Consider the following 24,263-nt stretch of genomic DNA (forward strand, 5'->3'; position numbering starts at 1 on the left):
TCAAGGGCGCCTTCGGCGTCGCTTCGCGATGGACTTCGTCCACCCTTGACTTTGGAGCCTCTGCGGCCCCTGAGGCAGCGCTTAAGGGGCAGGCTCCGCCTGCCCCGCCTGGTCGCGCCACCCCACCACCCCCTTCCGTAAGGAAGCATCGGCGGCCTGGTTGAATCGCCGAACCGTCGAATCGCGTAACCGCAGAAAGATCCCTGCGAGTGGGCGTTCGCTTGCGCAGTCAGATACTCGGTGGCATTCGGGCTGTGAAATACCTTGAAGAATCCAGCTCCAGTGACTCCAATTGTCGGACGCTCAGGGTATTCTTTACCTATGCAATCAGTGACGGTCGAGCTTGAGGCCGCGTCCACCCGTGAGTTGGTGAACGCGCTCTCCGTCATTGCCACTGAACTTGCCGCCCGCGAGGTTCCCGACTCGGCGGCGGCCTGCCTGGAACTGACGGAGACGCTAGCGGCCGCCGTCGATATGCAGGAAAGCGCGTTGGCCGGATTCATCGGCCGGGTGGACGCCGCAGGTGAGCATCGCCGGTGGGGATATCCCTCCGCGCGGGCCTGGCTGCGCTCACGCCTCGGGCTGCGCGAGAACCGCGCCAAGGAGCGCCTCACCCTCGCCCGCCAACGGCACCGCCTCCCGCAAGTGGCCGAGCGGCTGGCGGCCGGAGACCTGTCCTACGGCTACGCCACCACCGTGGCCGACTCGGTCGCCCGCCTGGACGACACCGACTGCGCCACCGTAGAGGCCACGCTGCTGCAGATGGCCGACGACGGGTTCTCTCCTGGCAAGGTGGCCGCGTTCGGGCAGCGGATCCGGGACGTCATCGCCGACCGCGACGGCACCGGGCAAGCGCCCGGCGACGTCAGGCGGGGATACGAGCGGTCCTGGATCACGTCGACGCGGTCACTGGACGGCGGTCGCTACATCAAGGGATGGCTGAACGCCGAGGACGCCGCCATCTGGGACGGCACTCTCGGCCCGCTGGCCAAGCCGGCCGGGCCTGAGGACCACCGCGATGTGGCGGAGCGGACGGCGGCGGCGCTGTCCAGCATGCTGTCGGGCGGGCACCAGACCACGAAGGTCACCGTCCTCTGCGACCTGGACACGTTGACCGGCGGCGACACACCGGCACGGTTGACCGACGGCACGCCGATCCCGGCGGCGCAGGCCCGCCGCATCGCGCTGGCGGCCGGGGTGTCGCCCCTGCTACTGGGACGCGGCAACACCCCGCTGTATCTGGGGCACCGGCAGCGATTCGCCAGCGCGGCGCAGCGCCAAGTACTGGAGGCGCTGTATCCGTCGTGTGCGGTGCGGGAATGCGAGATCCCCGGGACGCTGTGCGAGGTCGACCACGTCCACGGCTGGGCCCTCGGGAACTCGCCGACCGACATCGACCAGCTCGCCCTGACTTGCGGCTGGCATAACCGCTTCAAGCACGCCAAGCCCCACCAGATCGCCATCGGCAAGGATCCGGACGGGCACTGGGTGTACCGGCTCCTGCCACCCACCACCACACCGCCGCGAACCAGCGACCCACCCCGGCCGAGCGGCCCGCCGCCGACCGGCTGGGCCGCCTGACCACCCACCCGTCGCCCGTCACCGCTAATGCTGGAGGACGGATACATCGGCGTGCTCGCCACCCGGATGCACACAACCGCCACTGCGCGACCCGACGCCGACACCTGCCCGCGTGCCGTCGCGAACACCCGGCGTCACGCCAGAGCCGCTTGCCGTTGCGAACCTATTCCGTCCGCGACGCCAGGCGCGCGAGGAGCGCGGCGAAGTCCCGCCGGGTGACGGTGAGGTGCCCGGCGGCGGTGTCCTTGCTGTCGCGCACGCCGATGCGGCCATTCAGGTCGGCAACCTCGACGCAGTTGCCTTCGTCGCCGCCGCTGTAGCTGCTCTTGCGCCAATGGCGTCCGCTGGTCACGGCTTTTATGCCAGGCGGGTGAGGAGGGCGGTGAAGTCCCGCCGGGTGAGGGTGAGGTGTCCGGCGGCGGGGTTCTTGCTGTCGCGGACGCCGATGTGCCCGTCCAGGTCGGCGACCTCGACGCACTCGCCTTCGTTGCCGCCGCTGTGCGTGCTCTTGCGCCAGTGGGTCATGGTTGTGACGCCAGGCGGGTGAGGAGTGCGGCGAAGTTTCGCCGGGTGAGGGTGAGGTGTCCGGCGGCGGGGTTCTTGCTGTCCCGGACGCCGATGTGCCCCTCCAGGTCGGCGACCTCGATGCAGTTGCCTTCGTCGGCGCCGCTGTGGGTGCTCTTGCGCCAATGGACCCTGGGCAGCTGGGGGGTGTTCATGCTTGCGACGCTACCTCGTCAATGAGTTCTATCGAAGCGGTTCTGCTGAGTGCCGCTTCGAGCAACTGCTCGAAAATGTCCTCGTGTGTGGCGACCTTGTCCTCGTCCTCCACGAAGATGCTCTCACCGAGCAGATCACATACGGACACGGTGACTCGTCCGGGTGGGCGCAGGGAGAGGAGAAGATACGGGGTGATGAGCGCGAGGTACTCGCTGGCCGTGTTGGGCAGGATGCGGATTTCCACGTGATCGAGCCGGGCGGTTCCGGCCAGTTGCCGGACCTGCGCAAGCAGGATTGTCGGATCAGCCCCGACCTGGTTGTGAAGAACGGCCTCCGCGATGATCGCCACGTAGCGGGGCGGGGCAGGACGGCTCAGCACCCGCTGGCGTGACAGTCGGAAGTCGACGAGCGTCTTGACATCGCGCGGGTGTTTGGCCCGGCCGATTGCGATGATCTTCCGGGCATAGTCGGGAGTCTGGAGGAGCCCTGGCACGATGCTGGGCTCGAAGTTGCGGATTTCGGCTGCGTCTTCTTCCAGGCTGGCCAGATCTAGGGCAGCGGCCGAGATACGGCCCTCCCGTTCTCGTACCCACGTGCCCGGTTGGTGGGTGGCGAGGTGGAGGAGGGACTGGCGGAGCGGGCCGTTCTCGATGCCGTAGAGGTCGAGGAGGTCGCTGAGTTCGTCGGGGGAGATGGCCTGGAGGCCGTTCTCGACCATGCTCATCCAGCCCTGGGAGCGGCCGAAGCGGCGGGCGACGGTGGCGACGGTCAGGTGGTGGCGGTCGCGGGCTTTGCGGAGCGCCGAGCCGATCCGGCGCTGGCGGACGGTGGGGGCGGTACCGGAGGGCATCCTTCAAGAATGTCACCGAGTGTGTCGAGGTGGTGACCGGTTGAACGTTCAGTCCGGAAACGTTCAGAGCCGGTACCGGGAGGCCGTCGGGCGGCGAGTGTGGCGGGCGTTTCCGAATCGAGGGGAGGCGCATGATGGGAGCGCCCGAGAACAGAGGGGCGGGCCCCGGCGGGCTGGTCGTGGTGGGCGCGCTCACGCTTCCGGGCGTCCGGCGGTCCGTCGGGCACGCGCGGCGGTTCCTGCGGGACATGGTGCCCCCGGACCATCCGGGGCTGGACGACCTGGTGACGGTCGTGAGCGAGCTCGTCTGCAACGCCGTCACCCACACGGCTTCGGGCGACGGCGGACGGGTGACGGTGAGCCTGCTGGCCGGGAGCGGTTGCCTGCGTCTGGAGGTGGCCGACGACGGTGCGGGCGGCGGGCGTCCGCGGCTCAAGGCGGAGACCGGTGCCGAGAGCGGGCGCGGGCTGCGGATCGTGGACGCCCTGACGCGCGGTTGGGGGTTCCGGCCGGACGGGCCCGGCACCGTCGTGTGGGCGGAGTTTCCGTCGGTCGGCCGGATTCTGTTCGGAAACACCGACAGGGGGTTGTCGCGGGGCTCCTCGACGCTGGTGCCCACAGCGTTCGAAGGAGAAGACCGATGACCGTTCCCGCGTTCAACACCGTCACCTGGTTCCAGGTCGGCACCGACGCCCCGGAGGAGGCCCGGCGCTTCTACGGCGACATGTTCGGCTGGACGTTCGCGGGGGACCCCGACGGCGGCTACGACCTGATCAGCTACCCGGGCGCCGAGGCGCCGAGCGGGGGCGTCTCGCACGAGCCGGACGCGTCCCGCAACCACGCGATGTTCCTGGTGCTGGTCGAGGACGTCGACGCCGCCTGCGATCGGACCGTGCAGTGCGGCGGCAAGGTCGCGATGCCGGCCCTGACCACGCCGGACGGCCTCACGTTCGCCTACCTGGAGGACCCGTCCGGCAACCGCTTCGGCGTCTTCAGGCCGCCGGCGTCCTGACCGCGGACACGACGAAGGGCCCCGGGCGCGGGCGCCCGGGGCCCTTCCACGGTGATCGCGGCCTACACCTCCGCGATCACCGGCTCAGCTCTCGCCGCCGGTGTTGCTCTCGGCGCTGCCGACGCCGCCGGCGAACACGTCGCTGACCTGGGCGTCCAGCTGGTAGCGGCGGATCGCCTCGGGCAGCGCCTCCGGCTTGATCTCGCCGTGCCGGGCGAGCCGGGTCAGCACGGCGAGGACGATGGACGCGGCGTCCACGTGGAAGAACCGGCGGGCGGCGGCGCGGGTGTCGGAGAACCCGAAGCCGTCGGTGCCGAGCGAGGTGAAGTCGCCGCGCACCCACGGCGCGATCTGGTCGGGGACGGCGCGCATGTAGTCCGATACCGCGACGATCGGCCCGGCGACGTTGTCGAGCGTCCGGGTGACGTACGGGACGCGCTGCTCGCTGTCGGGGTTGAGCAGGTTCTGCTCGTCGCACTCGCGGGCCTCGCGGGCCAGCTCGTTCCACGACGTGGCCGACCAGACGTCCGCGGCGACGCCCCAGTCCTCGGCGAGCAGCCGCTGCGCCTCCAGCGCCCACCGGCCGCCGACGCCGGACGCGAGGATCTGCGCCCGCGGCGGCTGCCCGTTGCCCGTGGACACCTCCGGCGCCTCCCGGAACCGGTACAGGCCCTTGAGCAGGCCGTCGACGTCGAGGCCCTCGGGCTCGACGGGCTGCTGGTAGGGCTCGTTGTAGACGGTCAGGTAGTAGAAGACGTTCTCGCCCTGCGGGTGCTCCTCGGACGAGCCGTACATGCGGCGCAGCGCGTCCTGGGTGATGTGCGCCAGCTCGAACGCCCACGTCGGGTCGTAGTGGACGCAGGCGGGGTTCGCGGCGGCGAGCAGCGGGGAGTGCCCGTCGGCGTGCTGCAGGCCCTCACCGGTGAGCGTGGTGCGGCCGGCCGTGGCGCCGAGCAGGAACCCGCGGCCCATCTGGTCGCCGAGCGCCCACATCTGGTCGCCGGTCCGCTGGAACCCGAACATCGAGTAGAAGATGTAGACGGGGATCATGTGCTCGCCGTGCGTGGCGTACGCGGTGCCGGCGGCGATCGCGGAGGCCATCGACCCGGCCTCGCTGATGCCCTCGTGCAGCATCTGGCCGCTTTCGGACTCCTTGTACGACAGCAGCAGCTTGCGGTCCACCGCGTCGTAGGTCTGCCCGTGCGGCGAGTAGATCTTGGACGTGGGGAACAGCGAGTCCATGCCGAACGTCCGGTACTCGTCCGGGGCGATCGGGACGAACCGGGCGCCGAGGTTCTCGTCCTTGATCAGGTCCTTGAGCAGCCGGACGAACGCCATGGTCGTGGCGACGTTCTGCTTGCCGGAGCCCTTCTTCAGCTCGCTGTAGACGGGGTCGCCGGGCAGTTTGAGCGCCTTGGCGCGCACGGCCCGCTTCGGCAGGAACCCGCCGAGGGCGGCGCGGCGCTCGCGCATGTACTGGATCTCGTCGGAGTCCTCGCCCGGGTGGTAGTAGGGCGGCAGCGACGCCTCGAGCGCCGAGTCCGGGATGTCCAGGTACAGGCGGTCGCGGAACTCCTTCAGCTCGGCCTTGGTGAGCTTCTTCATCTGGTGGGTGGCGTTGCGGGCCTCGAAGTCCGACCCGAGCGTCCAGCCCTTGATGGTGTGCGCGAGGATCACCGTCGGCTGCCCGACGTGCTCGCGGGCCGACTTGAACGCCGCGTACACCTTGCGGTAGTCGTGCCCGCCGCGGGACAGCTTGCGCAGGTCGTCGTCCGACAGGTGCTGGACGATCTTGCGCAGCCGCGGGTCGGCGCCGAAGAACTTCTCCCGGATGTAGTCGCCGGTCTCCACGGAGAAGGTCTGGAACTGCCCGTCGGGGGTGGTGTTCATCTGATTGACCAGCACGCCGTCGACGTCCTGGGCGAGCAGCGGGTCCCAGTCGCGGCCCCAGATGACCTTGATGACGTTCCAGCCGGCGCCGCGGAAGAACGACTCCAGCTCCTGGATGATCTTGCCGTTGCCGCGCACCGGGCCGTCCAGCTGCTGCAGGTTGCAGTTGACGACGAAGGTGAGGTTGTCCAGCTCCTCGCGGGCGGCGAGGCCGATCGCGCCGAGCGACTCCGGCTCGCCCATCTCGCCGTCGCCGAGGAACGCCCACACGTGCGAGCGGGAGGTGTCCTTGATCTTGCGGTTGTACAGGTAGCGGTTGAATCGGGCCTGGTACACCGAGTTGATCGCGGTGAGGCCCATCGAGACGGTGGGGAACTCCCAGAAGTCGGGCATCAGCCGGGGGTGCGGGTAGGACGACAGGCCGCCGCCGGGGTGCGACTGCTCCTGCCGGAACCCGTCGAGCTTCTCCTCGGGCAGGCGCCCTTCCAGGAACGCGCGCGCGTAGATGCCGGGGGCGGCGTGGCCCTGGATGAACACCTGGTCGCCGGACTCGCCGTGGTCCTTGCCGCGGAAGAAGTGGTTGAAGCCGACCTCGTAGAGGGACGCGGCGGAGGCGTAGGTGGCGATGTGGCCGCCGACGCCGAGCTCGGGGCGGTTGGCCCGCGACACCATGATCGCCGCGTTCCAGCGGATGTAGGCCCGGATGCGCCGCTCGACGTGCTCGTCGCCGGGGAACCACGGCTCCGACTCCGGCGGGATCGTGTTGATGAAGTCCGTGCTCCGCAGCCCGGGCACGCCGACCTGCAGCTCCCGGGCCCTCTCCAGGAGGCGGAGCATCACGTACCGCGCCCTGCCGCGGCCCTCGGTCTTGATGACCGTGTCCAGCGATTCCAGCCACTCCCGGGTCTCGTCCGGGTTGATGTCCGGCAGCTGGCTCGGCAGGCCGTCGCTGATGATCGAAAAGCGTTGACGTCCGGAAGCCACGGGATCCCCTCTGTGCTTGCCGTCTTTGCTGGTGGGGACCCGGACTCCGTTCGGCGTCCCGCGGTCCCCGGCGGAGGTGTCGCACCGCCTGGTTTCGTGATCCATCGTCGTCGTTCGCGACGGCTAACGCATCTCTACCAACCGGTAACCATTCTCCCCGGTCAGGCTGGGTACGCACCTTCCGAGGAGCCCTTTTTCGACGCGAACGGAGGGGAGCCATGTACGCGCGAATCGGAGACCGGCTGCACGTCCACGGCACCGTCGTCGGGCAGCACGACCGGGTGGGCGAGATCAGGGAGATCCGCGGCGACAGCGGCGGCCCGCCGTACCTGGTCCGGTACGAGGACGGCCACGAGATGCTCGTCTACCCGGGGCCGGACGCGGTCGTCGAGTCCCGCGAGGCCGCGGGGCACCCCGTCCGCTAGGGGACGGCGTGCGCCGCGCCCGGATCCGCGCGCGCCGGGATGCGTCCGGCGCCGCGGATCGGGTAGACCTGCGATCATGGAGAGCACCGTGGTCCGGGTGACCACCGGGACGCGGGAGGCCGTGCACGACATCACGGCCGAGTGCGAGCGGTTCGCCGCGGCGGCGGGCGGGGACGGCCTGCTGCACGTGTTCGTCCCGCACGCCACCGCGGGCATCGCGATCATCGAGCTCGGCGCGGGCAGCGACGACGACCTGCTCGCCGCGCTCGGCGACCTGCTGCCGGCCGACGACCGCTGGCGGCACCGGCACGGGTCGCGCGGGCACGGCCGCTCGCACGTGATGCCGGCGCTCGTCCCGCCGTATGCGACGCTACCGGTGGTGGACGGCCGGCTCGCCCTCGGAACCTGGCAGTCGGTCGCCCTGGTCGACCTCAACGTCGACAACCCGGAACGGCAGGTCCGCCTGTCCTTCCTCAAAGGATGACGGCGTGTTGTCACCCTCTGTGGAGGTCCTGTGACGTCGGCCGCCGTGATCGGGCCAATGAGCCCACCAAAAGCCGGGAAGACACTTGCGCTAGGGGCCCTCACTTGTGTGGACTGTCCCGCAAACACCGCACGGGTGCGGGCGGGCCGCCCGGCACGGGGGCCCGGAGACGAGAAATGCGCGGGACACCGTGCGGACTGACGACAATGGGAGGACTTTCGTGAGCGCGACCGCGGGTCAGGCGCAGTCTGAGCGCAGCCTGGCCGAACGGCTCGGCGTCAAGCCGGGCCAGGTGGTGCAGGAGATCGGCTACGACGACGACGTCGACGAGGAGCTTCGCCGCTCCGTCGAGGCCGTCACGGGGACCGAGCTGGTCGACGAGGACTACGAGGACGTGGTCGACATCGTGCTGCTCTGGTGGCGCGAGGAGGACGGCGACCTGTTCGAGGGCCTGACCGACGCGATGATCCCGCTCACCGGCGGCGGCAACATCTGGCTGCTGACGCCGAAGGCGGGCCGGGAGGGGCACGTCGAGCCCAGCGACATCGGTGAGGCCGCGCAGACGGCCGGGCTGTCGCAGACGAGCAGCGTCAGCGCCGCGAAGGAGTGGTCCGGAACGCGGCTGGTCGCGCCCAAGGTCCGCAAGTAGCGGCGCGGTCCGGGGCGCCCGCCGGGAGCGGCGGGCGGCCGGGCCGTCCGGCGCCGGCGGCGGGTGGCAGACTGGGCGCGTCCCCACGTCCGTGGGGGCGCCCAACACCCCCCGCCCGGGCGGGGACGATTCCGCGGGAGAGGCTTTGTCGGTTGAGGTAGGCGACAGCGCACCGGACTTCGAGCTGAAGGACCAGCACGGGACCCCGGTGAAGCTGTCGGACTTCCGGGGCGCGAAGACCGTCGTCCTGGTGTTCTATCCGCTGGCGTTCAGCGGCGTGTGCACGGGCGAGCTGTGCCAGATCAGGGACGAGCTGCCCACCCTCGGCGGCGACGACGTGCAGGTGCTGGCCGTGTCGGTCGACTCGGTGTTCGCGCTGCGCGCCTGGGCCGAGCAGGAGAAGTACCAGTTCCCGCTGCTGTCGGACTTCTGGCCGCACGGCGGGACGGCGCAGCGCTACGGCGTGTTCGACGACGAGAAGGGCCTCGCGGTCCGCGGCACCTTCATCATCGACGCGCAGGGCGTGGTCCGCTGGAAGGTCGTCAACGCCATCCCGGACGCACGCGACCTCGACGAGTACCGCAAGGCGCTCGCCGGGCTCTGAGCGAAACGGGCCGGTCCCGGCCGCGCGGCGCCGCCCGCGGCCGGATCCGGCCCCCGCACCGCTGGAGGTGTGATGCCCTGCTTCCGCTGCGGGGCGCGGCAGACCGACCCCGTGCGCGGGGCGAGCCCGTGGAGACGCGGAGTCCGGGCCGACCGCCAGGTGCTGATCTGCCCCGGCTGCCGGTCCGCCCACGACTGGGCCGACGACCTCGACCGCTGCGCGGCCTGCGGTTCCACCGCGCTGGTCTGCCGGCTCGGCGAGGTCGAGTGCCGCGACTGCGGCCACACCCGCGAGGCCGTCCGCGACGACCCGCGCGCCGCGGACCTGGTGCCGTCCAGCGCGGGCCCCCGCGCCGACCGGGGCCTGTCCGAGGAGGTCGCGGCGGCGCTGAGCCGCGTGCTGCGGCGCGGCCCGGCCGGCTGAACCCGCGCCGGTGGCCGCCTCCGGCCAGCCCTCCCCAGTCTCGTCACGCACCGTAGCCGCCGCAGGGGGCATTCCGGGCTTGACGCGGCATTTCGCCTGCTGGCACGCTGCGCCAATGCCGATCATCCTGCTGCGCCTGGCGCACCGTGTCGCGGCGCGGTCGTGGCGCGCGCCGGCGCTGGTGCTGCTCGGGGCGTTCGGCGTCGGCTGGCTGCTGATCGCGGTGTGCGAGAAGCCCGGCGCCGAGATCAAGCAGCCGTGGAACTACATCTGGTACTTCTTCGTCAGCGGCACCTCCACCGGTTACGGCGACCTGTACCCGTCCTCGACGGGCGGCCGGATCGGCGGCGTGATCGTGATCGTGGCCGGGCTCACCGCGGGCCTCGTGCTGTTCGCCGAACTGACGCTGTGGATGGCGAAGGGCAGGACGATGCGGGCCAACGGCCAGGCGCAGTTGCACGTCAAGCGGCACATCGTGGTCATCGGGTACGAGCGGGACGGGCTGCGCGCCATCATCACCCAGCTGCGCGCCGACTCCGCGTTCGCCCGCACCCCGGTCGTCGCGGTCTTCTGGCCGGGCGAGCTGACCGGCGAGAACCCCGACCCCGACCTGTACGACGTCGTCGCCTTCGACGACACCGCCTACGGGCGGGCCTGCATGGAGGCCGCGGCGACGGTCGTGGTGGTCGGCCGCACCGACGACGAGACCGTCCGGGTGATGCTGGGCGTGTCGGCCTACCTGCGGCGCCACGGGGAGCCGCCCGTCCACCTGCTGGCGGGCGTGCACGACGGCGGCCGCCGCGCCGAGATCACCGAGGCGCTCGCCCTCGTCGCCCCGGACATCGAGCCGGTCGACATCGACGACCCGGCCGTGGTCGCGGTCGCGATCCGCAACCCCGGCGTCGCCGCGATCTACCACAACCTCGCCAGCACCCTCGACGCCGACGGCACGCTGTACCGGGTCGACGTCCCCGACGGCGCCGGCGAGTGGCCGCGCCTGGACGTCGCGGTCTTCCTGCTCCGCCGCGGCAGCACCCTGCTCGCGGTCGGCGAGTCGCACCGCCCGAACGCCCGCTTCCGCCTCACCTCGAAGCCGGACGAGCTCGTCCGCGGCGGCCAGTCCCTCGCCGTCGTCGCCCCCGACCGCCCCCAGATCCCCTGGAACGAGCTCTGACCCCGCAAGGCCGCGGCCGCGTGCGATCGCGAGCGAAGCCAAGTTCGAGCCTGCGAGAACTTGATCGCGCAGCGAGGCCCCCAGGGCCGAGTCGGAGCGATGCAGCGATCGCCGCTTTGCCCGTTGAAGGAAGGCGCTCCAGCGCCTGACGCCGAGGGCGAAGCAATGGGAAGGGCCGGGAGAGCGCCCTCGCGCCCGCTTGGGCGCTCTCCCGGCCCGCCGCGTGCGCGCGGCCCGAGGCACAGGTCCGAGGCCTCGGGGCCTCCCCGCGCGCCGCGGGGTCATGGTGTTTCAGGCGGCTTGGCGGTGGTCGGCGTCCAGCAGGTGGTAGAGCAGGAGGAGCTGGGTGATCGCGAGGGGGTCGCTGGTGTCGGTGTCGCCGAGGCGGCCGAGGGCGTCGGGGGCGGGCAGGCCGTCGCCGGCGCGGGGGCCGAGCCGTTCCCAGATGGCCTTCTTGACGACCTGGGACTCCTCGGGCGAGACGTAGCCGTGCACGTGCAGGGCGTCGACGGGCCGCCCGTCGTCGTCGCGGTGCAGGCGCAGGTGCAGGAGCTTGTCGGTGTCGCCGGGGGTGCCGTCCAGGACGTCGGCGAGTTCGGGGTGGTCGATGGTGGGGCGCAGGAGCAGCTCGGCCGAGAGGGGGGTGCCGGGCGGGTCGAGCCGGCCGGCGACGGGCGCGAACCGGACGACGATGTCGGCGTACTTGCGCTGCGGCCGGATGTAGGCGGCGCTCTCCGGCTCGCGGCGGGCGAGTTCGGCCATGACCTGCTCGGGGCTGTAACCGCGCTTGTCGCAGTCGCGGCGGACCTTCCAGGAGTGCCGGAGCGGTTCGGGCGGGTCGAGGTAGACGGTGATGTCGAAGCAGGCGCGGGCGAGCCGGGTGTGCAGGGGGAGCAGGCCCTCGACGATCACGAAGTCGCGGGGCTCGACCAGTTCCGGCCGGACGAGTTCGCCGGTGGCGTGGTCGTAGACCGGTTTGAGGATCGGCTCGCCCATCGAGAGCAGCTGCAGGTGCTGCTCCATGACGTCGATGTGGTTGCAGTCGGGGTGCAGCGCCGTGAACGGTTTTCCGGCGCGTTCGGCCCGGTCGTAGCGGTGGTAGTCGTCGACGCAGACGGCCGTCATCCGCTCGGCCCCGAGACACCGCACAAGCCCCCTGGTCAGTGTGGTCTTGCCCGCCGCGCTGTCCCCGGCGATGGCGAGCATGACGGGGCGGCGGCCCGACCCGCGCGCCCGGAGCATATGCACGATCCGATGGGGCACCTGGCTCCTCCGTCCTGCGGAATCCGGTTTTCGAGAGGGAGCGTAGGCCGGTCCCGCCGCGGGTGCGTCCCCCGGCCGGGGGAGAGCGGGGGTGAAGATGGCGGGAGGCCCCGCCGGCGCGGGGCTACTGGTGAGTAGCTTCGGGTTGTTATCGTGCCGGAATGGGCGCCCCCGTACGCGTCGTCCTGGTGGACGACCACGAGATGATCCTCGCCGGACTGCAGGCGATGCTGGCCGGATTCGCCGGGCGGGTGCGCGTCGTGGGGCAGGCGGGCACGGGGGCCGAGGCCACCCGCCTGGTCACCGCGCTGCGTCCCGACGTCGTCCTGCTGGACGTGCGGCTCGGCCCCGAGAGCGGCCTGGACCTGTGCCGGCTGCTCACCGGCCGCGTCCCGGAGGCGCGGGTGGTGTTCCTGTCGGTGTACGACGACGAGCAGTACGTCTTCGAGGCGCTGCGCGCCGGCGCGGGCGGCTACCTGCTGAAACGGGTGGACGGCCCGGAACTCGTGCGGCGCCTGGAGGAGGTCGCGCAGGGCGAGACGGTCGTCGATCCGACGCTCGCCGGGCGGATGGCGGTGACGGCCGCGCGGCTGACCCGCGGCGAGTTCTGGCCGGGCGCGAACCGGGGGCTGACGCAGCGCGAGAGCGAGGTGCTGTCGCTGCTGGTCGGCGGCCTGTCCAACAGGGCGATCGCGGCCCGCCTGGTGCTCAGCGAGGAGACGGTGAAGAGCCACCTGCGGGCGCTGTACCGCAAGCTGGAGGTGGCCGACCGGTCGGCGGCCATCGCGGTCGCCCTGCGCGAGGGGCTGTTCCGGTGACGGCGTCGCCGCTGTCGCCGGCGGAGCTGCTCGCCGGGCGCGGCAACGACCTGCTCGTCCGGATCGTGGCGGTGGCCTGCTCCGACCGGGAGCTGCCGCGGCTGGCCGAGGAGCTGGCCGGGCTGGTCGTCCGGTCGGCGCGCGCGCTGACGTTCTGCGACGTGTACGTCCTGGACGACGAGGAGCGGGGGCTCGAATGGGCGGGCCCGGCCGTCCCGCTGGGGGAGGGCGACGTGGGCTGGGTCGCCGCGCATGGCCGTCTCCGCGCGCACACGGACGGACGAGGCGTCGCGATCCCCGTCCGCAGCGGGAACGCCACGATCGCCGTGGTGGACGTGCGGTCCGCGGGCCCCTGCCCGGCCGACGACGTCGCGCTTGTCACCGCGCTGGCGGAGCTGTTCGCGCCGGTGCTGTGCTCGTGCCGGCGGCTGCGCGCCGCCCGCGAGCGCGAGCACGCCGCCGAGCGGTTCGCCGAGCGGGCCGTGGAGGCGCAGGAGGCCGAGCGGTCCCGGCTGAGCCGGGAGATCCACGACGGCATCGCGCAGCGGCTGGCCAGCCTGGGCTTCCACCTGTCGGCGGCCGAGCGGGCGCTGCCCGAGCACCATCCGGAGGGGCTCGCGCAGATCATGATCGCGCGGAAGCTGTGCGAGCTGGCGGCGGCGGAGACGCGGGCGGCGATCGGCGGGCTGCGGCCGCCCGTGCTGGACGACCTCGGCCTGTCGGCGGCGCTGGCGACGCTCGCCCGCGAGGCCGGGGACGGCCTGGGGCCGTCCGGCGTCATCGACGTGACCGTGACCGTGGAGGGGGAGCTGGAGGAGGAGCTGCCCGACCACGTGCAGACCGCGCTGTACCGGATCGCTCAGGAGGCGGTCGGCAACAGCCTGCGGCACGCGTCCGCGACCTGCGTGGACCTGCTGCTGGAGCACTCCCGCGACCGGGTCCGGCTGAAGGTCACCGACGACGGCACCGGGTTCTCGGTGCGGGACGTGTTCGCGCAGGGCGCGCGCGCGGAGCGGACCCGGCGCACCGACTCCTACGGCCTGCGCGGCATGCGGGAGCGCGCCGAGCTGCTGGGCGGACGGGTCACCGTGACCAGCCGCCCCGGGGTCGGCACGACCGTCGAGGCGGTCGTCCCGGTTCCGGGACGGGGGCGTGCCGCGGGCCTCAGCCCGCGCTGAGCACCCGGAAGGCGATCCCGGCGGCGGTCAGCCGCCCGATCAGCGCGTCGCCCATCGCGGCGGCCGTGGTGACCTGCCCGGACGTCGCCGGCAGGTCGTCGTGGACGAGGCACAGCGCCGACTGCGCGAGCATCTTCGCCGTCTCGCCGTAGCCGGGGTCGCCGCCCGCGACCTCCGTCACGACCCGCTTCCCGCCGCCCTCGCCGACGAACTTCACGCTGAACCAGTTGCGGGCGCGCCGCTCGGCGGACGGCCCGTCGCCCGGTGCGCGCAGCCGCAGCAGCAGCGACCGGGTGGGCGGGAGCTGCGCGAGGGCGAGCAGCGCGCCGGAGCCGGCGGCCATGCCGGCGGCGACGGGCAGCCGCTTGACCGCGAGGTAGTGGCCGTAGGAGAAGTCCGGGCCGTACCGGTCGAGCGCGGCGGCCGAACGGGCGACGATCTGCGGGTCGATGGTCGGCAGCGGGAGCGTCCAGCCGTCGCCGATGCGGGCCTTCGGGACGGGCCGCCGCGAGATCCGGACCGTCCGGTTCGCCGGCCGCCCCTCGGCGCGGCGGCGCTCGCGTTCGGCCCGCATCATGCCGGTGACGTCGGCGAAGATGCCGACGGCGGAGGCGATCGTGCCGCCCGACGCGTCGCCGTGCACGCGCAGGAACCCTTCGACGTGCAGCGGGACGCCCTCCGGCAGCTGCTTCACGGTGAAGTACGCGCCGAGGTCGTGCGGGATCGAGTCGAAGCCGCAGGCGTGGATGATCCGGGCGCCGCTGCGGACCGCCTCGTCGTGGTACTTGAGGTACATCCGGTCGACGAAGGTGGGCTCCCCGGTGAGGTCGACGTAGTCGGTCCCGGCGCGCGCGCACGCCGCGACGAGCGGCTCGCCGTACTGGACGTACGGCCCGACCGTCGTGATGACGACCTTGGCCGACCGCGCCACCTGCTCGATCGAGCCCGGGTCGGTGGTGTCGGCGTGCAGCAGCGGAAGCCCGGCGCACGCCGGGTCGATCGCGGCGGCCCGGTCGCGGACGGCGGCGAGCTTGGCCTGGTTGCGGCCGGCCAGCGCCCAGCGCGTCCCCGGGTCGGCGTGCTCCGCCAGGTACTCGGCGGTGAGGGCGCCCGTGAAGCCGGTGGCGCCGAACAGAACGATGTCGTACGGGCGGTCGGTGGTCATGGTCGCGCCTCTCCGGTACCGAACGGAATCTGTACCGAACACGATTCTGTCGTGCCCGGCGCCCGTCGTGGAGCCGCCTCGCCGCCGATGTGAGCGACCGCACTGCGCCCCTGCGAGCTCGGGCTCGTGCTCGCGGAAACGCCGCTAAGGTAGGCCCCTACGAGGGGGGATGGTGGCGTGATCGGGCTCGCGGTGGCGATGGACGCCGGCGCCGTACTCTCCCTGTGCTGGTCGGCCGCCGGCGTGCTGCGCCCCAAGAGCGTGCCGGGCGGCGGCGACGGCGGACGCTCCGTCGCGGTCGCGCTCATCGGCGTCAGCCTCATCCTGCTGTCGGTGCCCCTGTGGAGCCTGCCCTGACGGGTGCGGTCCAGCCCGGCGCGTCCAGCAGGTGCCGGACGAACAGCAGCGTCGTCGGGGTCGGCGCGGCGCCCCCGACCGCGTGCCACGGCCGGTCGAGGGGCATGCCCGGTGCGTCGATCACCACGAGCCGCCCGGCCGCCAGTTCGGCGCCGACCGCGTCCCGCGACACCAGCGCCACCCCCAGCCCGGCCGCCGCGCCGGCGATCACCGCGCCGTTCGAGCCGAGCACCAGCCGGGGCGGCGCCACCTCCCGTTCGGCCAGGTAGGCGTCCGCGGACGCCCGCGTCCCCGAGCCCGGCTCGCGCATCACCCACGGCGTGCGGGCGGGCGAGAAGCCGTCCGCGACGTCCGGTGCGCCGACCACGACCAGCTCGTTCGGACGCGTCGCCAGCACGGTCGCGGCCGCGTCGGCCGGCGGGCGGCCCGCCAGCACGAGGTCGGCCCCGTGGGCGGCGAGGCTGCTCCACACCTGCCGCCGCGGACCGACCTCCAGGGCCAGTTCGACGTCGGGCCAGCGCGTCCGGAACGAGGCGAGCAGGTCGGGCAGGACCTGGTCGGCGGCCGTCGTCACCGCCGCCAGCCGCAGCGGCCCGCGTCCCGGATCGGCCGCGCCGCGCGCCGCCGCCCGCCCCTCCTCCAGCAGGCCGAGGACCTGCCGCGCGTACCCGGCGTAGACGGTCCCGGCCGGGGTCAGCCGGATCCCGCGCCCCACCCGCCGGACGAGCGGGACGCCGAGGTCGCGGGTCAGCGCCGCGACCGCCGCCGACACCGCCGACTCCGTCACGTACAGGCGCAGCGCCGCCGCCCGCACGGACCCGGTGTCGGCGAGCGCGACGAACGTCCGCAACCGCGCCTCCGTCACGTCCGGCCTCCTCGTTCAAGTGAATGCTTGATGGTCACCGTAGAACACTTGATGGACAGCGCAAGTGTCCGGAGGTGAAGCTCGAGCCGTCACGGTTCCACGTGGCCGGGACGCGGCGCTCCGGCCCCATTCCCCTGGGCATGCCGTCCTTCGCGGGACGGAGCCGCCGCGTCCCGCCATCACGCGAAGGAGATCGGCGATGAGTTCGGGCAGATGGTCGGCGGGCGTGATCCCCTATGCGGAGATGGGCTACTGGAAGCCCGACTACGAGCCGAAGGACAGCGACGTCCTCGCCGCCTTCCGGATCACGCCGCAGCCGGGCGTCCCGCCGGAGGAGGCCGGCGCGGCGGTCGCGGGCGAGTCGTCCACCGCCACCTGGACGGTCGTGTGGACCGACCGGCTCACCTCCTACGAGAACTACCAGGCCAAGTGCTACAAGGTGGAGCAGGTCCCCGGCCAGGAGGGCCAGTTCATCGCCTACATCGCCTACGACCTCGACCTGTTCGAGGAGGGGTCGATCGCGAACCTGACGTCTTCCATCATCGGGAACGTCTTCGGGTTCAAGGCGCTGAAGGCGCTGCGCCTGGAGGACATGCGGATCCCGACCCACTACGTGAAGACGTTCCAGGGGCCCGCGCACGGCATCGTGATGGAGCGCGAGTACCTGGGCAAGTTCGGGCGCCCGCTGCTCGGCGCGACGGTGAAGCCCAAGCTCGGCCTGTCGGCCCGCAACTACGGACGCGTCGTCTACGAGGCCCTGCGCGGCGGCCTCGACTTCACCAAGGACGACGAGAACATCAACTCCCAGCCGTTCATGCGCTGGCGCGACCGCTTCCTGTACTGCATGGAGGGCGTCAACCGGGCGCAGGCCGCGACGGGCGAGGTCAAGGGCCACTACCTCAACGTCACCGCCGCGACGATGGAGGACATGTACGAGCGCGCCGAGTTCGCCAAGGACCTCGGCAGCGTCATCGTCATGATCGACCTGACCATCGGGTACACGGCGATCCAGTCGATGGCGAAATGGGCGCGCAGGAACGGCGTCATCCTGCACCTGCACCGCGCCGGGCACTCCACCTACACGCGGCAGAAGAACCACGGCGTGAACTTCCGCGTCATCGCCAAGTGGATGCGGCTCGCCGGCGTCGACCACATCCACGCCGGGACGGTCGTCGGCAAGCTGGAAGGCGACCCCAACAGCGTCCGCGGCTACTACGACACCCTCCGCCTCGGCCACGTCCCCGCCGACCCGCGCAAGGGCCTGTACTTCGACCAGGACTGGGCGTCGCTGCCGGGCTGCATGCCCGTCGCGTCCGGCGGCATCCACGCCGGGCAGATGCACCAGCTCCTGCACTACCTCGGCGAGGACTCGATCCTGCAGTTCGGCGGCGGGACGATCGGCCACCCGATGGGCATCGCCGCCGGCGCCACCGCCAACCGCGTCGCCCTCGAGGCGATGATCAAGGCGCGGAACGAGGGCCGCGACTACCTCGCCGAGGGCCCCGACATCCTGCGCGCCGCCGCCAAGCACAGCCGCGAGCTGGACGTCGCCCTGTCCACCTGGGGCGACATCACCTTCACCTACGAGTCCACCGACACCCCCGACGTCGTCGAGACCCCCGTGAGCGTGTGACATGCGAATCACCCAAGGGACCTTCTCCTACCTGCCCGAGCTGACCGACGACGAGATCACCAAGCAGATCGCCTACGCGCTGGACCAGGGCTGGCCCTGCTCGGTCGAGTTCACCGACGACCCGCACCCGCGCAACGCCTACTGGGACATGTGGGGGCTGCCGATGTTCGACCTCGCCGACCCCGCCGGCGTCCTGTACGAGGTGAAGGAGTGCCGCAAGGCGTACCCGAACCACTACGTCCGGCTGAACGCCTACGACGCGCACTACGGACGCCAGACCACCGCGCTCCAGTTCATCGTGCAGCGCCCGCCCGTGGAGCCCGGCTTCCGCCTCGACCGCGAGGAGACGTCCGACCGGCGCATCCGGTACACGCTGCACTCCTACGCGACGGACCGTCCCGAAGGCGAGCGTTACGGGGACGCGCGTTGAGCGACCGCCCCGGCTTCGGCATGAGGCCCTCCGAAAACGGCTCCCCGGCGGACCCACCCCAGGCTCCCGCCGCCGGGGAGCCGGCCCCGCCGCCCCGGCTGCCCGCCGACGCGCGCGTCGACCTCGCCCGGGAGCGCGCCGACTCGCACGCCGGCGAGATCCTGGACGCCCTGGACGCCGAACTCGTCGGCCTCGCCCCGGTGAAGACCCGCATCCGGGAGATCGCCGCGCTGCTCCTCGTCGACCGCGTCCGCGCCCGCTTCGGCATCGACTCCGGACGTCCCAACCTGCACATGTGCTTCACCGGCAGCCCCGGAACCGGCAAGACGACCGTCGCCGTCCGGCTCGCCGAACTGCTCCACCGGCTCGGTTACGTCCGCAAGGGCCACCTGGTCTCCGTCACCCGCGACGACCTCGTCGGCCAGTACGTCGGTCACACCGCGCCCAAGACCAAAGAAGTGTTGAAACGGGCTATGGGCGGCGTCCTGTTCATCGACGAGGCGTACTACCTGTACCGGGCGGAGAACGAGCGCGACTACGGGCAGGAGGCCATCGAGATCCTCTTGCAGGTCATGGAGAACCAGCGGGACGACCTCGTCGTCGTCTTGGCCGGCTACAAGGACCGCATGGACTCCTTCTTCGCGTCCAACCCCGGCATGAGCTCCCGCATCGCCCACCACATCGACTTCCCGGACTACAAACCGGACGAACTCGAGGCGATCGGGCACCTGATGATGGAGCGCGAGGGCTACACCCTCGCCCCGGAGACCCAGCCGGTGTTCCGCGACTACCTCGACCGGCGCCGCGGCCAGCCGCGCTTCGCCAACGCCCGCTCCGTCCGCAACGCCATCGAACGCGCCCGCCTCCGCCACGCCAGCCGCCTCGTGGCCGCCGCGGAGGAGGTCGACCGCACCGCCCTCACCACCCTGCGACCGGAGGACTTCCTCACCAGTCGCGTCTTCCTGTGATCCGCGGCACCCCGAATGAGGTCGCGATCACAGTCGGGAAAGGGATTCACCTCTTCATGTCCTAGTGTTAAGACGAGACATGAAGAGGTGGGGGAGAAGTTGCTGAACCCTGAGGATCTGTACGAGCTGGACACCGACCTGCCGGAGATGACCGGCCCGGTGCTGCTGCACAGCCTCGACGGCTTCGTCGACGCCGGATCCACCGGGCAGCTGGTGCGCGAGCACCTGCTGGAGGCCTTGGAGCACCGCGTCATCGCCCGCTTCGACGTCGACTCGCTGATCGACTACCGGGCCCGGCGCCCCACGATGACCTTCGACCGCGACCACTGGGCCTCCTACGAGCAGCCGGAGCTGGTCGTCCGGCTGATGCGCGACGGCGTCGGAACCCCGTTCCTCATGCTGTCCGGGCCGGAGCCCGACCGGCTCTGGGAGGGGTTCACCCGGTCCGTCGTCCATCTGGTGAAGCGCCTGGACGTGGGGCTGGTCGTCGGGTTCCACGGCATCCCGATGGGCGTGCCGCACACCCGCCCGGTCGGCGTCACCACGCACGCCACCCGCCCGGAGCTGATCACCCGCAACACCTGGTTCGACAAGGTCCAGGTGCCCGGTTCCGCGGCCGGGCTGCTGGAGCTGCGGCTCGGCGAGGCCGGGCACGACGCGCTCGGGCTGGCGGTGCACGTCCCGCACTACCTGGCCCAGTCGGCCTACCCGGCCGCCGCGGTCGCCGCCCTGGAGCAGGTCGTCTCCGCCACCGGGCTGGTGCTGCCCGGCGAACGGCTCCGCGAGGCCGCCGCGGCCACCGACGCCGACATCGCCGAGCAGGTCGACGGCAACGCCGAGGTGGAGAAGGTCGTCCGGGCGCTGGAGCAGCAGTACGACGCGTTCGCGGGCGCCGCCGAGCGCGACAGCCTGCTCGCCGAGTCGCAGGACATGCCGACCGCGGAGGAGCTCGGCGCGCAGTTCGAGCGCTTCCTGGCCGAGCAGGAGGGCCCCGACTCCTCGTCCTGACCCCGCCGCCCCGCGCGGGGGACATATCCGGACGGGCGCTGGGTAGGCGAGCCCCCAAGGGGGGATCGCCATGGCCCAGAGAGTGAACGAAGTGATGACGCCGGTGCCGGTGACGGTGTCCCCGGACACCACGCTGGTCACCGTGAGCGACCTGATGCGCCGGCACGGCATCGGCGACGTGCTGGTCGTGCACGACGGGCGGCTGCGGGGCCTGGTCACCGACCGCGACATCGTGGTCCGCGCCGTCGCCGTCCAGAAGGACGTCGAGGAGACCACGGTCGGCGACATCTGCAGCACCAACGTGGTGACGGTGGCGCCGGACGAGGACGCCGACGCCGCGGTCCGGCTGATGCGCCGGCACGCCGTCCGGCGCCTCCCGGTCGTGGACGGCGACCACCCCATCGGGATGGTGTCCATCGGCGACCTGGCCGTGCAGCGCGACGAACGCTCGGCGCTGGCCGACATCAGCGCCGAACCCCCCAACACATGATCACGCTGAAACTCCCGGACGCCGAACTCGGCGGCGACCTGGTGATCCCGGACGACCCGGCCGCCATGGTCCTGTTCGCGCACGGCAGCGGCAGCTCCCGGCACAGCCCCCGCAACCGCGCGGTCGCCGAGGGACTGAACGCCGCCGGGATCGGCACCCTGCTGCTGGACCTGCTCACCGAGCAGGAGGAGCAGGCCGACCGGGCCACCGCCGAACTCCGCTTCGACATCGAGCTGCTGACGCTGCGCCTGATCGGCGCCATCGACGCGCTGGCCGAGGGCCTGGAGTCCGCGCCGCACACCGCCGGCCTGCGGATCGGCCTGTTCGGCGCCAGCACCGGCGCCGCCGCCGCGCTCGCCGCCGCCGCGGCCCGCCCGGACGTCGGCGCCGTGGTGTCGCGGGGCGGCCGCCCCGACCTGGCGGGCCCGTCGCTGCCGCGCGTCCGGGCACCCGTCCTGCTGATCGTGGGCGGCGCCGACCCCGAGGTGCTGCGCCTCAACGAGCAGGCCCGGCAGCACCTGGACGTCGCCGAACTGCACGTCGTCTCCGGCGCGACCCACCTGTTCGAGGAGCCGGGCGCCCTGGCGGAGGTCACCACCCAGGTCGCCGAGTGGTTCAACCGCCATCTCGACCACGGGACCTGATTCGGAACCTGCGGCCGGGGCACGATGTCGGCATGCCCGACGTCATCGTGGTCGGAGCCGGACCGGCCGGCTCCGCCGCAGCCTGCCACCTCGCCCGCGCCGGACTCGACGTCCACGTGCTGGAGAAGTCCGCGTTCCCCCGCGAGAAGGTCTGCGGCGACGGGCTGACACCCCGCGCCGTCCGGGAACTCCAGCGCCTCGGCATCGACATCGACGCCCCCGGCTGGTTCCGCAACCGCGGCCTCCGCCTGATCGCCGGCGACCGCCTCCTCGAACTGCCGTGGCCCGACAACGACGCCTACCCGCGGTTCGGCCTCACCCGCACCCGCCACGACTTCGACGACATCCTCGCCCGCCACGCCGTCTCCGCCGGGGCGACCCTCTCGGAGAACACCAAGGTCACCGCCCCGCTCCGGGACCGCACGGGCCGCGTCACCGGCGTCCGCACCGAGGCCGGCGACCACCGCGCGCCGATCGTCATCGCCGCGGACGGCGCGTCCTCCCGCCTCTCGGTCGCCCTCGGCCTCCACCCCCGCGGCGACCGCCCGATCGGCGTCGCCGCCCGCCGCTACTACCGCAGCCCCCGCCACGACGACCCGTACCTGGAGGCGTGGCTCGACCTGGTCCCCGCCGGATACGGATGGGTGTTCGGCATGGGCGACGGCACCTGCAACGTTGGCGTCGCCTTCCTGCGCACCGCCCACGCCGACTGCCACCGCCTCCTGGACGCCTGGCTGGCCCGCACGCCCCCGGACTGGGGGTTCACCGCCGAGAACGCCCTGGGCCCGGTGCGCGGCGCCGCGCTCCCGATGGGCTACACGCGTCGCCCCCACTACTACCCGGGCCTCCTGCTCACCGGCGACTCCGGAGGCATGATCAACCCGTCCAACGGCGAGGGCATCGCCTACGCCCTCGAAGCCGCCCGCATCGCCGCCGAAACGATCACGACCGCCCTCGCCGCCCCCACCCCCGGCGCCCGCGAGCGCGCCCTCTACACCTACCCGTCCGCGATCCGGCAGGCCAACGGCCGCCCCTTCACCCTCGGCCGCACCTTCGCCCGCGCCATCGAGAACCCGCACGTCATGCGCGCCGCCACCACCGTCGGCATCGCCAACCCGCCCCTGATGCGCTTCGCCCTCAAACTCCTCGGCAACCTCGCCGACCCGTCCGCCGACCGCCTGGCCGCCACCGTGACCCGCCTGACCCCCACCTCATAACCGTTTCGCGATCGCCCCCGCGAACCGGGTACGCTTTCCCGGCGAGCACGCGGGCGCGTAGCTCAGGGGTAGAGCACTCGCCTTACAAGCGAGGAGTCGGCGGTTCGAAACCGTCCGCGCCCACCAAGGTCAGGGCCATGATCCGCAGTCGCGGATCATGGCCCTTCCTCATCCGAGTGACAAACTGAGTGACTAAGAGATCCCGCGGGTAGGGGCGCCGTCGCGAGCGTATGCCCCACGCCTCCGAATTTGCGTTGGAGTGCACTCCAGCTCCTACGTTCAAACGCATGCGATACATCAAACTCGGAACGACCGGACTGGAAGTCTCCGCCATCACCCTCGGCTGCATGAGCTTCGGCGAGCCGGACCGGGGCGGCGAGTCCTGGTCGCTGGGCGCGGACGCCAGCCGGGACATCATCAAGCAGGCCCTTGAGAGCGGCGTCAACTTCCTCGACACGGCCAATGGGTACAGCGCCGGAAGCAGCGAGGAGATCGTCGGCCAGGCGGTCAAGGATTTCGCCCGGCGCGAGGAGGTCGTTCTCGCCACCAAGGTTTGGATGCGGATGCGTCCCGGTCCGAACGGCGCCGGGCTGTCCCGCAAGGCGATCTTCGCCGAGCTCGACGCCTCCCTGAAGCGACTGGGGACCGACTACATCGACCTGTACCAGATCCACCGCTGGGACTACGACACCCCGATTGAGGAAACCCTCGAGGCGCTGCACGATGCGGTCAAGTCCGGGAAGGTCCGCTACATCGGAGCCTCTTCCATGCACGCCTGGCAGTTTGCCAAGGCCCTGTTCCTGGCCGACCTGAACGGCTGGACCCGGTTCGTCTCGATGCAGGACCACTACAACCTCATCCACCGAGAAGCAGAGCGGGAGATGCTTCCGCTCTGCGCCGACCAGGGCATTGGGGTGCTCCCGTGGAGCCCGCTGGCGCGGGGCAGGCTGACGCGGACCCGGGACACCGCCACGGCGCGTGCCGAGACCGACGCGGGCGGCAAGATCCTCTACCGCGACGAGGACCAGGCAGTGGCCGAGCGCGTCCACGAGATCGCGGGCAAGCGAGGTCTGTCCCCGGCGCAGGTCGCCCTGGCCTGGGTCATGCGTAACCCGGCGGTGACCTCGCCCATCGTCGGGGTCACCAAGCCGGCCCAGCTGGCCGACGCGGTCGCCGCGGTGGACGTCGAACTCGACGACGACGAGGCCGCCTACTTGGAGGAGCCCTACCAGCCGCACGAGGTCGCCTACCTGCAGGAGTCCTTCTACAAGCGGCAGCCTGTGGCGGGCTCCCGGTAGTCCGGGCTACCGCCGGCCTTCGACGAGTCCTTCGCCTCGGCCTTCACAGCCCTGTGGTCGGCCCGGCGGTGCTTGCGGGCGGTCGCGCACAACTGCGTGATTCGCACGCTGCCCGCCATCCCGCCGACCATGA

28 protein-coding genes and 1 tRNA gene are annotated in these 24,263 nt (G+C 71.9%); 21 read left to right on the plus strand and 8 right to left on the minus strand.

The features are described from left to right. Window positions 1–321 precede the first annotated feature (321 nt). Window positions 322–1,581 (plus strand): DUF222 domain-containing protein, encoded by a 1,260-nt coding sequence (locus tag ACA514_RS42275; protein WP_375047105.1) that lies wholly within the window; start codon window positions 322–324, stop codon window positions 1,579–1,581. A gap of 163 nt (window positions 1,582–1,744) precedes the next feature. Here ACA514_RS42275 and ACA514_RS42280 read toward each other — a convergent pair whose 3' ends face one another. The 4 genes from ACA514_RS42280 to ACA514_RS42295 are packed head-to-tail and all read right to left on the minus strand — an operon-like array spanning window position 1,745 to window position 3,151. Next, window positions 1,745–1,933 carry a DUF397 domain-containing protein gene (locus ACA514_RS42280; RefSeq protein WP_375047106.1) on the minus strand — a complete coding sequence of 63 codons (189 nt, stop codon included), beginning with the start codon at window positions 1,931–1,933 and terminating at the stop codon, window positions 1,745–1,747. Between the two features lie 5 nt (window positions 1,934–1,938). Beyond that, window positions 1,939–2,106, minus strand: a complete 168-nt coding sequence (locus tag ACA514_RS42285) for a DUF397 domain-containing protein (RefSeq protein ID WP_375047107.1) — start codon at window positions 2,104–2,106, stop codon at window positions 1,939–1,941. Beyond that, window positions 2,103–2,300 (minus strand): DUF397 domain-containing protein, encoded by a 198-nt coding sequence (locus ACA514_RS42290; RefSeq protein ID WP_375047108.1) that lies wholly within the window; start codon window positions 2,298–2,300, stop codon window positions 2,103–2,105. The genes ACA514_RS42285 and ACA514_RS42290 overlap by 4 nt, the downstream gene beginning before the upstream one ends. Next, window positions 2,297–3,151: a helix-turn-helix domain-containing protein gene (locus ACA514_RS42295; protein WP_375047109.1), complete on the minus strand. Its 855-nt coding sequence runs from the start codon at window positions 3,149–3,151 to the stop codon at window positions 2,297–2,299. Before ACA514_RS42295 ends, ACA514_RS42290 begins: the two co-directional genes overlap by 4 nt. Window positions 3,152–3,282: 131 nt before the next feature. Here ACA514_RS42295 and ACA514_RS42300 point away from each other — a divergent pair, with 131 nt between their 5' ends. Next, the gene (locus ACA514_RS42300; protein WP_375047110.1) at window positions 3,283–3,795 is read left to right on the plus strand and encodes an ATP-binding protein; all 513 of its coding nucleotides are present in this window, start codon (window positions 3,283–3,285) and stop codon (window positions 3,793–3,795) included. Continuing rightward, a complete protein-coding gene (locus tag ACA514_RS42305) occupies window positions 3,792–4,163 on the plus strand; it encodes a VOC family protein (protein ID WP_375047111.1) in 372 nt (123 codons plus the stop codon). Before ACA514_RS42300 ends, ACA514_RS42305 begins: the two co-directional genes overlap by 4 nt. An 84-nt stretch (window positions 4,164–4,247) precedes the next feature. Here ACA514_RS42305 and aceE read toward each other — a convergent pair whose 3' ends face one another. Further along, complete coding sequence (gene aceE, locus ACA514_RS42310) at window positions 4,248–7,037, minus strand: pyruvate dehydrogenase (acetyl-transferring), homodimeric type (RefSeq protein ID WP_375047112.1); 2,790 nt, start codon at window positions 7,035–7,037, stop codon at window positions 4,248–4,250. A 218-nt stretch (window positions 7,038–7,255) separates the two neighbouring features. Between aceE and ACA514_RS42315 the strand changes: the two genes are divergently transcribed. The 6 genes from ACA514_RS42315 to ACA514_RS42340 all read left to right on the plus strand — a co-directional run bounded on the left by ACA514_RS42315 (window position 7,256) and on the right by ACA514_RS42340 (window position 10,796). Then, window positions 7,256–7,462 (plus strand): DUF1918 domain-containing protein, encoded by a 207-nt coding sequence (locus tag ACA514_RS42315; protein WP_375047113.1) that lies wholly within the window; start codon window positions 7,256–7,258, stop codon window positions 7,460–7,462. A gap of 76 nt (window positions 7,463–7,538) precedes the next feature. Beyond that, a complete protein-coding gene (locus ACA514_RS42320; RefSeq protein ID WP_375047114.1) occupies window positions 7,539–7,946 on the plus strand; it encodes a secondary thiamine-phosphate synthase enzyme YjbQ in 408 nt (135 codons plus the stop codon). A gap of 220 nt (window positions 7,947–8,166) precedes the next feature. Further along, complete coding sequence (locus ACA514_RS42325) at window positions 8,167–8,595, plus strand: DUF3052 domain-containing protein (protein WP_375047115.1); 429 nt, start codon at window positions 8,167–8,169, stop codon at window positions 8,593–8,595. Window positions 8,596–8,740: 145 nt separating this feature from the next. Continuing rightward, the gene (locus ACA514_RS42330) at window positions 8,741–9,199 is read left to right on the plus strand and encodes a peroxiredoxin (RefSeq protein WP_344264027.1); all 459 of its coding nucleotides are present in this window, start codon (window positions 8,741–8,743) and stop codon (window positions 9,197–9,199) included. 72 nt (window positions 9,200–9,271) lie between these two features. Then, window positions 9,272–9,622 (plus strand): hypothetical protein, encoded by a 351-nt coding sequence (locus tag ACA514_RS42335; RefSeq protein WP_375047116.1) that lies wholly within the window; start codon window positions 9,272–9,274, stop codon window positions 9,620–9,622. Between the two features lie 115 nt (window positions 9,623–9,737). Then, window positions 9,738–10,796 carry a potassium channel family protein gene (locus tag ACA514_RS42340; RefSeq protein WP_375047117.1) on the plus strand — a complete coding sequence of 353 codons (1,059 nt, stop codon included), beginning with the start codon at window positions 9,738–9,740 and terminating at the stop codon, window positions 10,794–10,796. A 291-nt stretch (window positions 10,797–11,087) separates the two neighbouring features. Here ACA514_RS42340 and ACA514_RS42345 read toward each other — a convergent pair whose 3' ends face one another. Then, window positions 11,088–12,038, minus strand: a complete 951-nt coding sequence (locus ACA514_RS42345; RefSeq protein WP_375047118.1) for a phosphoribulokinase — start codon at window positions 12,036–12,038, stop codon at window positions 11,088–11,090. Between the two features lie 182 nt (window positions 12,039–12,220). Here ACA514_RS42345 and ACA514_RS42350 point away from each other — a divergent pair, with 182 nt between their 5' ends. Next, a complete protein-coding gene (locus tag ACA514_RS42350; RefSeq protein WP_375047119.1) occupies window positions 12,221–12,877 on the plus strand; it encodes a response regulator in 657 nt (218 codons plus the stop codon). Next, a complete protein-coding gene (locus tag ACA514_RS42355; RefSeq protein ID WP_375047120.1) occupies window positions 12,874–14,055 on the plus strand; it encodes a GAF domain-containing sensor histidine kinase in 1,182 nt (393 codons plus the stop codon). Before ACA514_RS42350 ends, ACA514_RS42355 begins: the two co-directional genes overlap by 4 nt. Here ACA514_RS42355 and ACA514_RS42360 read toward each other — a convergent pair. Further along, window positions 14,042–15,220 carry a saccharopine dehydrogenase family protein gene (locus tag ACA514_RS42360; RefSeq protein ID WP_375047121.1) on the minus strand — a complete coding sequence of 393 codons (1,179 nt, stop codon included), beginning with the start codon at window positions 15,218–15,220 and terminating at the stop codon, window positions 14,042–14,044. The two genes, ACA514_RS42355 and ACA514_RS42360, sit on opposite strands and share 14 nt — an antisense overlap. A 177-nt stretch (window positions 15,221–15,397) precedes the next feature. On the opposite strand from ACA514_RS42360, the gene ACA514_RS42365 reads away from it, so the two are divergent. Further along, a complete protein-coding gene (locus ACA514_RS42365) occupies window positions 15,398–15,577 on the plus strand; it encodes a hypothetical protein (RefSeq protein WP_375047122.1) in 180 nt (59 codons plus the stop codon). Here ACA514_RS42365 and ACA514_RS42370 read toward each other — a convergent pair. After that, window positions 15,540–16,442: a LysR family transcriptional regulator gene (locus tag ACA514_RS42370; protein WP_375047123.1), complete on the minus strand. Its 903-nt coding sequence runs from the start codon at window positions 16,440–16,442 to the stop codon at window positions 15,540–15,542. The genes ACA514_RS42365 and ACA514_RS42370 overlap by 38 nt on opposite strands. 199 nt (window positions 16,443–16,641) lie before the next feature. On the opposite strand from ACA514_RS42370, the gene ACA514_RS42375 reads away from it, so the two are divergent. The 9 genes from ACA514_RS42375 to ACA514_RS42415 all read left to right on the plus strand — a co-directional run bounded on the left by ACA514_RS42375 (window position 16,642) and on the right by ACA514_RS42415 (window position 24,130). After that, the gene (locus ACA514_RS42375) at window positions 16,642–18,075 is read left to right on the plus strand and encodes a form I ribulose bisphosphate carboxylase large subunit (protein ID WP_375047124.1); all 1,434 of its coding nucleotides are present in this window, start codon (window positions 16,642–16,644) and stop codon (window positions 18,073–18,075) included. A gap of 1 nt (window position 18,076) precedes the next feature. Beyond that, window positions 18,077–18,505 (plus strand): ribulose bisphosphate carboxylase small subunit, encoded by a 429-nt coding sequence (locus tag ACA514_RS42380; RefSeq protein WP_208241894.1) that lies wholly within the window; start codon window positions 18,077–18,079, stop codon window positions 18,503–18,505. A 20-nt stretch (window positions 18,506–18,525) separates the two neighbouring features. After that, window positions 18,526–19,473 (plus strand): CbbX protein, encoded by a 948-nt coding sequence (gene cbbX, locus ACA514_RS42385; RefSeq protein ID WP_375047125.1) that lies wholly within the window; start codon window positions 18,526–18,528, stop codon window positions 19,471–19,473. Window positions 19,474–19,572: 99 nt separating this feature from the next. After that, window positions 19,573–20,481: a proteasome assembly chaperone family protein gene (locus ACA514_RS42390; protein ID WP_375047126.1), complete on the plus strand. Its 909-nt coding sequence runs from the start codon at window positions 19,573–19,575 to the stop codon at window positions 20,479–20,481. Between the two features lie 70 nt (window positions 20,482–20,551). Continuing rightward, window positions 20,552–20,971, plus strand: coding sequence for a CBS domain-containing protein (locus ACA514_RS42395; protein ID WP_375047127.1), 420 nt, complete (start codon window positions 20,552–20,554; stop codon window positions 20,969–20,971). After that, window positions 20,968–21,615: a dienelactone hydrolase family protein gene (locus ACA514_RS42400; RefSeq protein WP_375047128.1), complete on the plus strand. Its 648-nt coding sequence runs from the start codon at window positions 20,968–20,970 to the stop codon at window positions 21,613–21,615. The genes ACA514_RS42395 and ACA514_RS42400 overlap by 4 nt, the downstream gene beginning before the upstream one ends. 32 nt (window positions 21,616–21,647) lie before the next feature. Next, on the plus strand, window positions 21,648–22,832 hold the full coding sequence (locus ACA514_RS42405; protein ID WP_375047129.1) for a geranylgeranyl reductase family protein: 1,185 nt from the start codon (window positions 21,648–21,650) through the stop codon (window positions 22,830–22,832). Between the two features lie 51 nt (window positions 22,833–22,883). Then, window positions 22,884–22,958: transfer RNA gene (locus tag ACA514_RS42410), tRNA-Val, on the plus strand. Between the two features lie 161 nt (window positions 22,959–23,119). Further along, window positions 23,120–24,130 carry an aldo/keto reductase gene (locus ACA514_RS42415; protein ID WP_375047130.1) on the plus strand — a complete coding sequence of 337 codons (1,011 nt, stop codon included), beginning with the start codon at window positions 23,120–23,122 and terminating at the stop codon, window positions 24,128–24,130. The last annotated feature ends 133 nt before the right edge of the window (window positions 24,131–24,263 follow it).

This window comes from Actinomadura sp. NTSP31 (genome assembly GCF_041951385.1).
GTDB lineage: Bacteria > Actinomycetota > Actinomycetes > Streptosporangiales > Streptosporangiaceae > Spirillospora > Spirillospora napierensis.

Coding starts and splice junctions, on each gene's coding strand:
- ACA514_RS42275 (WP_375047105.1), top strand. CDS start 322: ATGCAATCAGTGACGGTCGAGCTTGAGGCCGCGTCCACCCGTGAGTTG.
- ACA514_RS42300 (WP_375047110.1), top strand. CDS start 3,283: ATGATGGGAGCGCCCGAGAACAGAGGGGCGGGCCCCGGCGGGCTGGTC.
- cbbX (WP_375047125.1), top strand. CDS start 18,526: ATGAGGCCCTCCGAAAACGGCTCCCCGGCGGACCCACCCCAGGCTCCC.
- ACA514_RS42305 (WP_375047111.1), top strand. CDS start 3,792: ATGACCGTTCCCGCGTTCAACACCGTCACCTGGTTCCAGGTCGGCACC.
- ACA514_RS42415 (WP_375047130.1), top strand. CDS start 23,120: ATGCGATACATCAAACTCGGAACGACCGGACTGGAAGTCTCCGCCATC.
- ACA514_RS42315 (WP_375047113.1), top strand. CDS start 7,256: ATGTACGCGCGAATCGGAGACCGGCTGCACGTCCACGGCACCGTCGTC.
- ACA514_RS42350 (WP_375047119.1), top strand. CDS start 12,221: ATGGGCGCCCCCGTACGCGTCGTCCTGGTGGACGACCACGAGATGATC.
- ACA514_RS42295 (WP_375047109.1), bottom strand. CDS start 3,151: ATGCCCTCCGGTACCGCCCCCACCGTCCGCCAGCGCCGGATCGGCTCG.
- ACA514_RS42285 (WP_375047107.1), bottom strand. CDS start 2,106: ATGACCCACTGGCGCAAGAGCACGCACAGCGGCGGCAACGAAGGCGAG.
- ACA514_RS42375 (WP_375047124.1), top strand. CDS start 16,642: ATGAGTTCGGGCAGATGGTCGGCGGGCGTGATCCCCTATGCGGAGATG.
- ACA514_RS42405 (WP_375047129.1), top strand. CDS start 21,648: ATGCCCGACGTCATCGTGGTCGGAGCCGGACCGGCCGGCTCCGCCGCA.
- ACA514_RS42290 (WP_375047108.1), bottom strand. CDS start 2,300: ATGAACACCCCCCAGCTGCCCAGGGTCCATTGGCGCAAGAGCACCCAC.
- ACA514_RS42380 (WP_208241894.1), top strand. CDS start 18,077: ATGCGAATCACCCAAGGGACCTTCTCCTACCTGCCCGAGCTGACCGAC.
- ACA514_RS42345 (WP_375047118.1), bottom strand. CDS start 12,038: ATGCTCCGGGCGCGCGGGTCGGGCCGCCGCCCCGTCATGCTCGCCATC.
- ACA514_RS42400 (WP_375047128.1), top strand. CDS start 20,968: ATGATCACGCTGAAACTCCCGGACGCCGAACTCGGCGGCGACCTGGTG.
- ACA514_RS42320 (WP_375047114.1), top strand. CDS start 7,539: ATGGAGAGCACCGTGGTCCGGGTGACCACCGGGACGCGGGAGGCCGTG.
- ACA514_RS42395 (WP_375047127.1), top strand. CDS start 20,552: ATGGCCCAGAGAGTGAACGAAGTGATGACGCCGGTGCCGGTGACGGTG.
- ACA514_RS42340 (WP_375047117.1), top strand. CDS start 9,738: ATGCCGATCATCCTGCTGCGCCTGGCGCACCGTGTCGCGGCGCGGTCG.
- ACA514_RS42335 (WP_375047116.1), top strand. CDS start 9,272: ATGCCCTGCTTCCGCTGCGGGGCGCGGCAGACCGACCCCGTGCGCGGG.
- ACA514_RS42360 (WP_375047121.1), bottom strand. CDS start 15,220: ATGACCACCGACCGCCCGTACGACATCGTTCTGTTCGGCGCCACCGGC.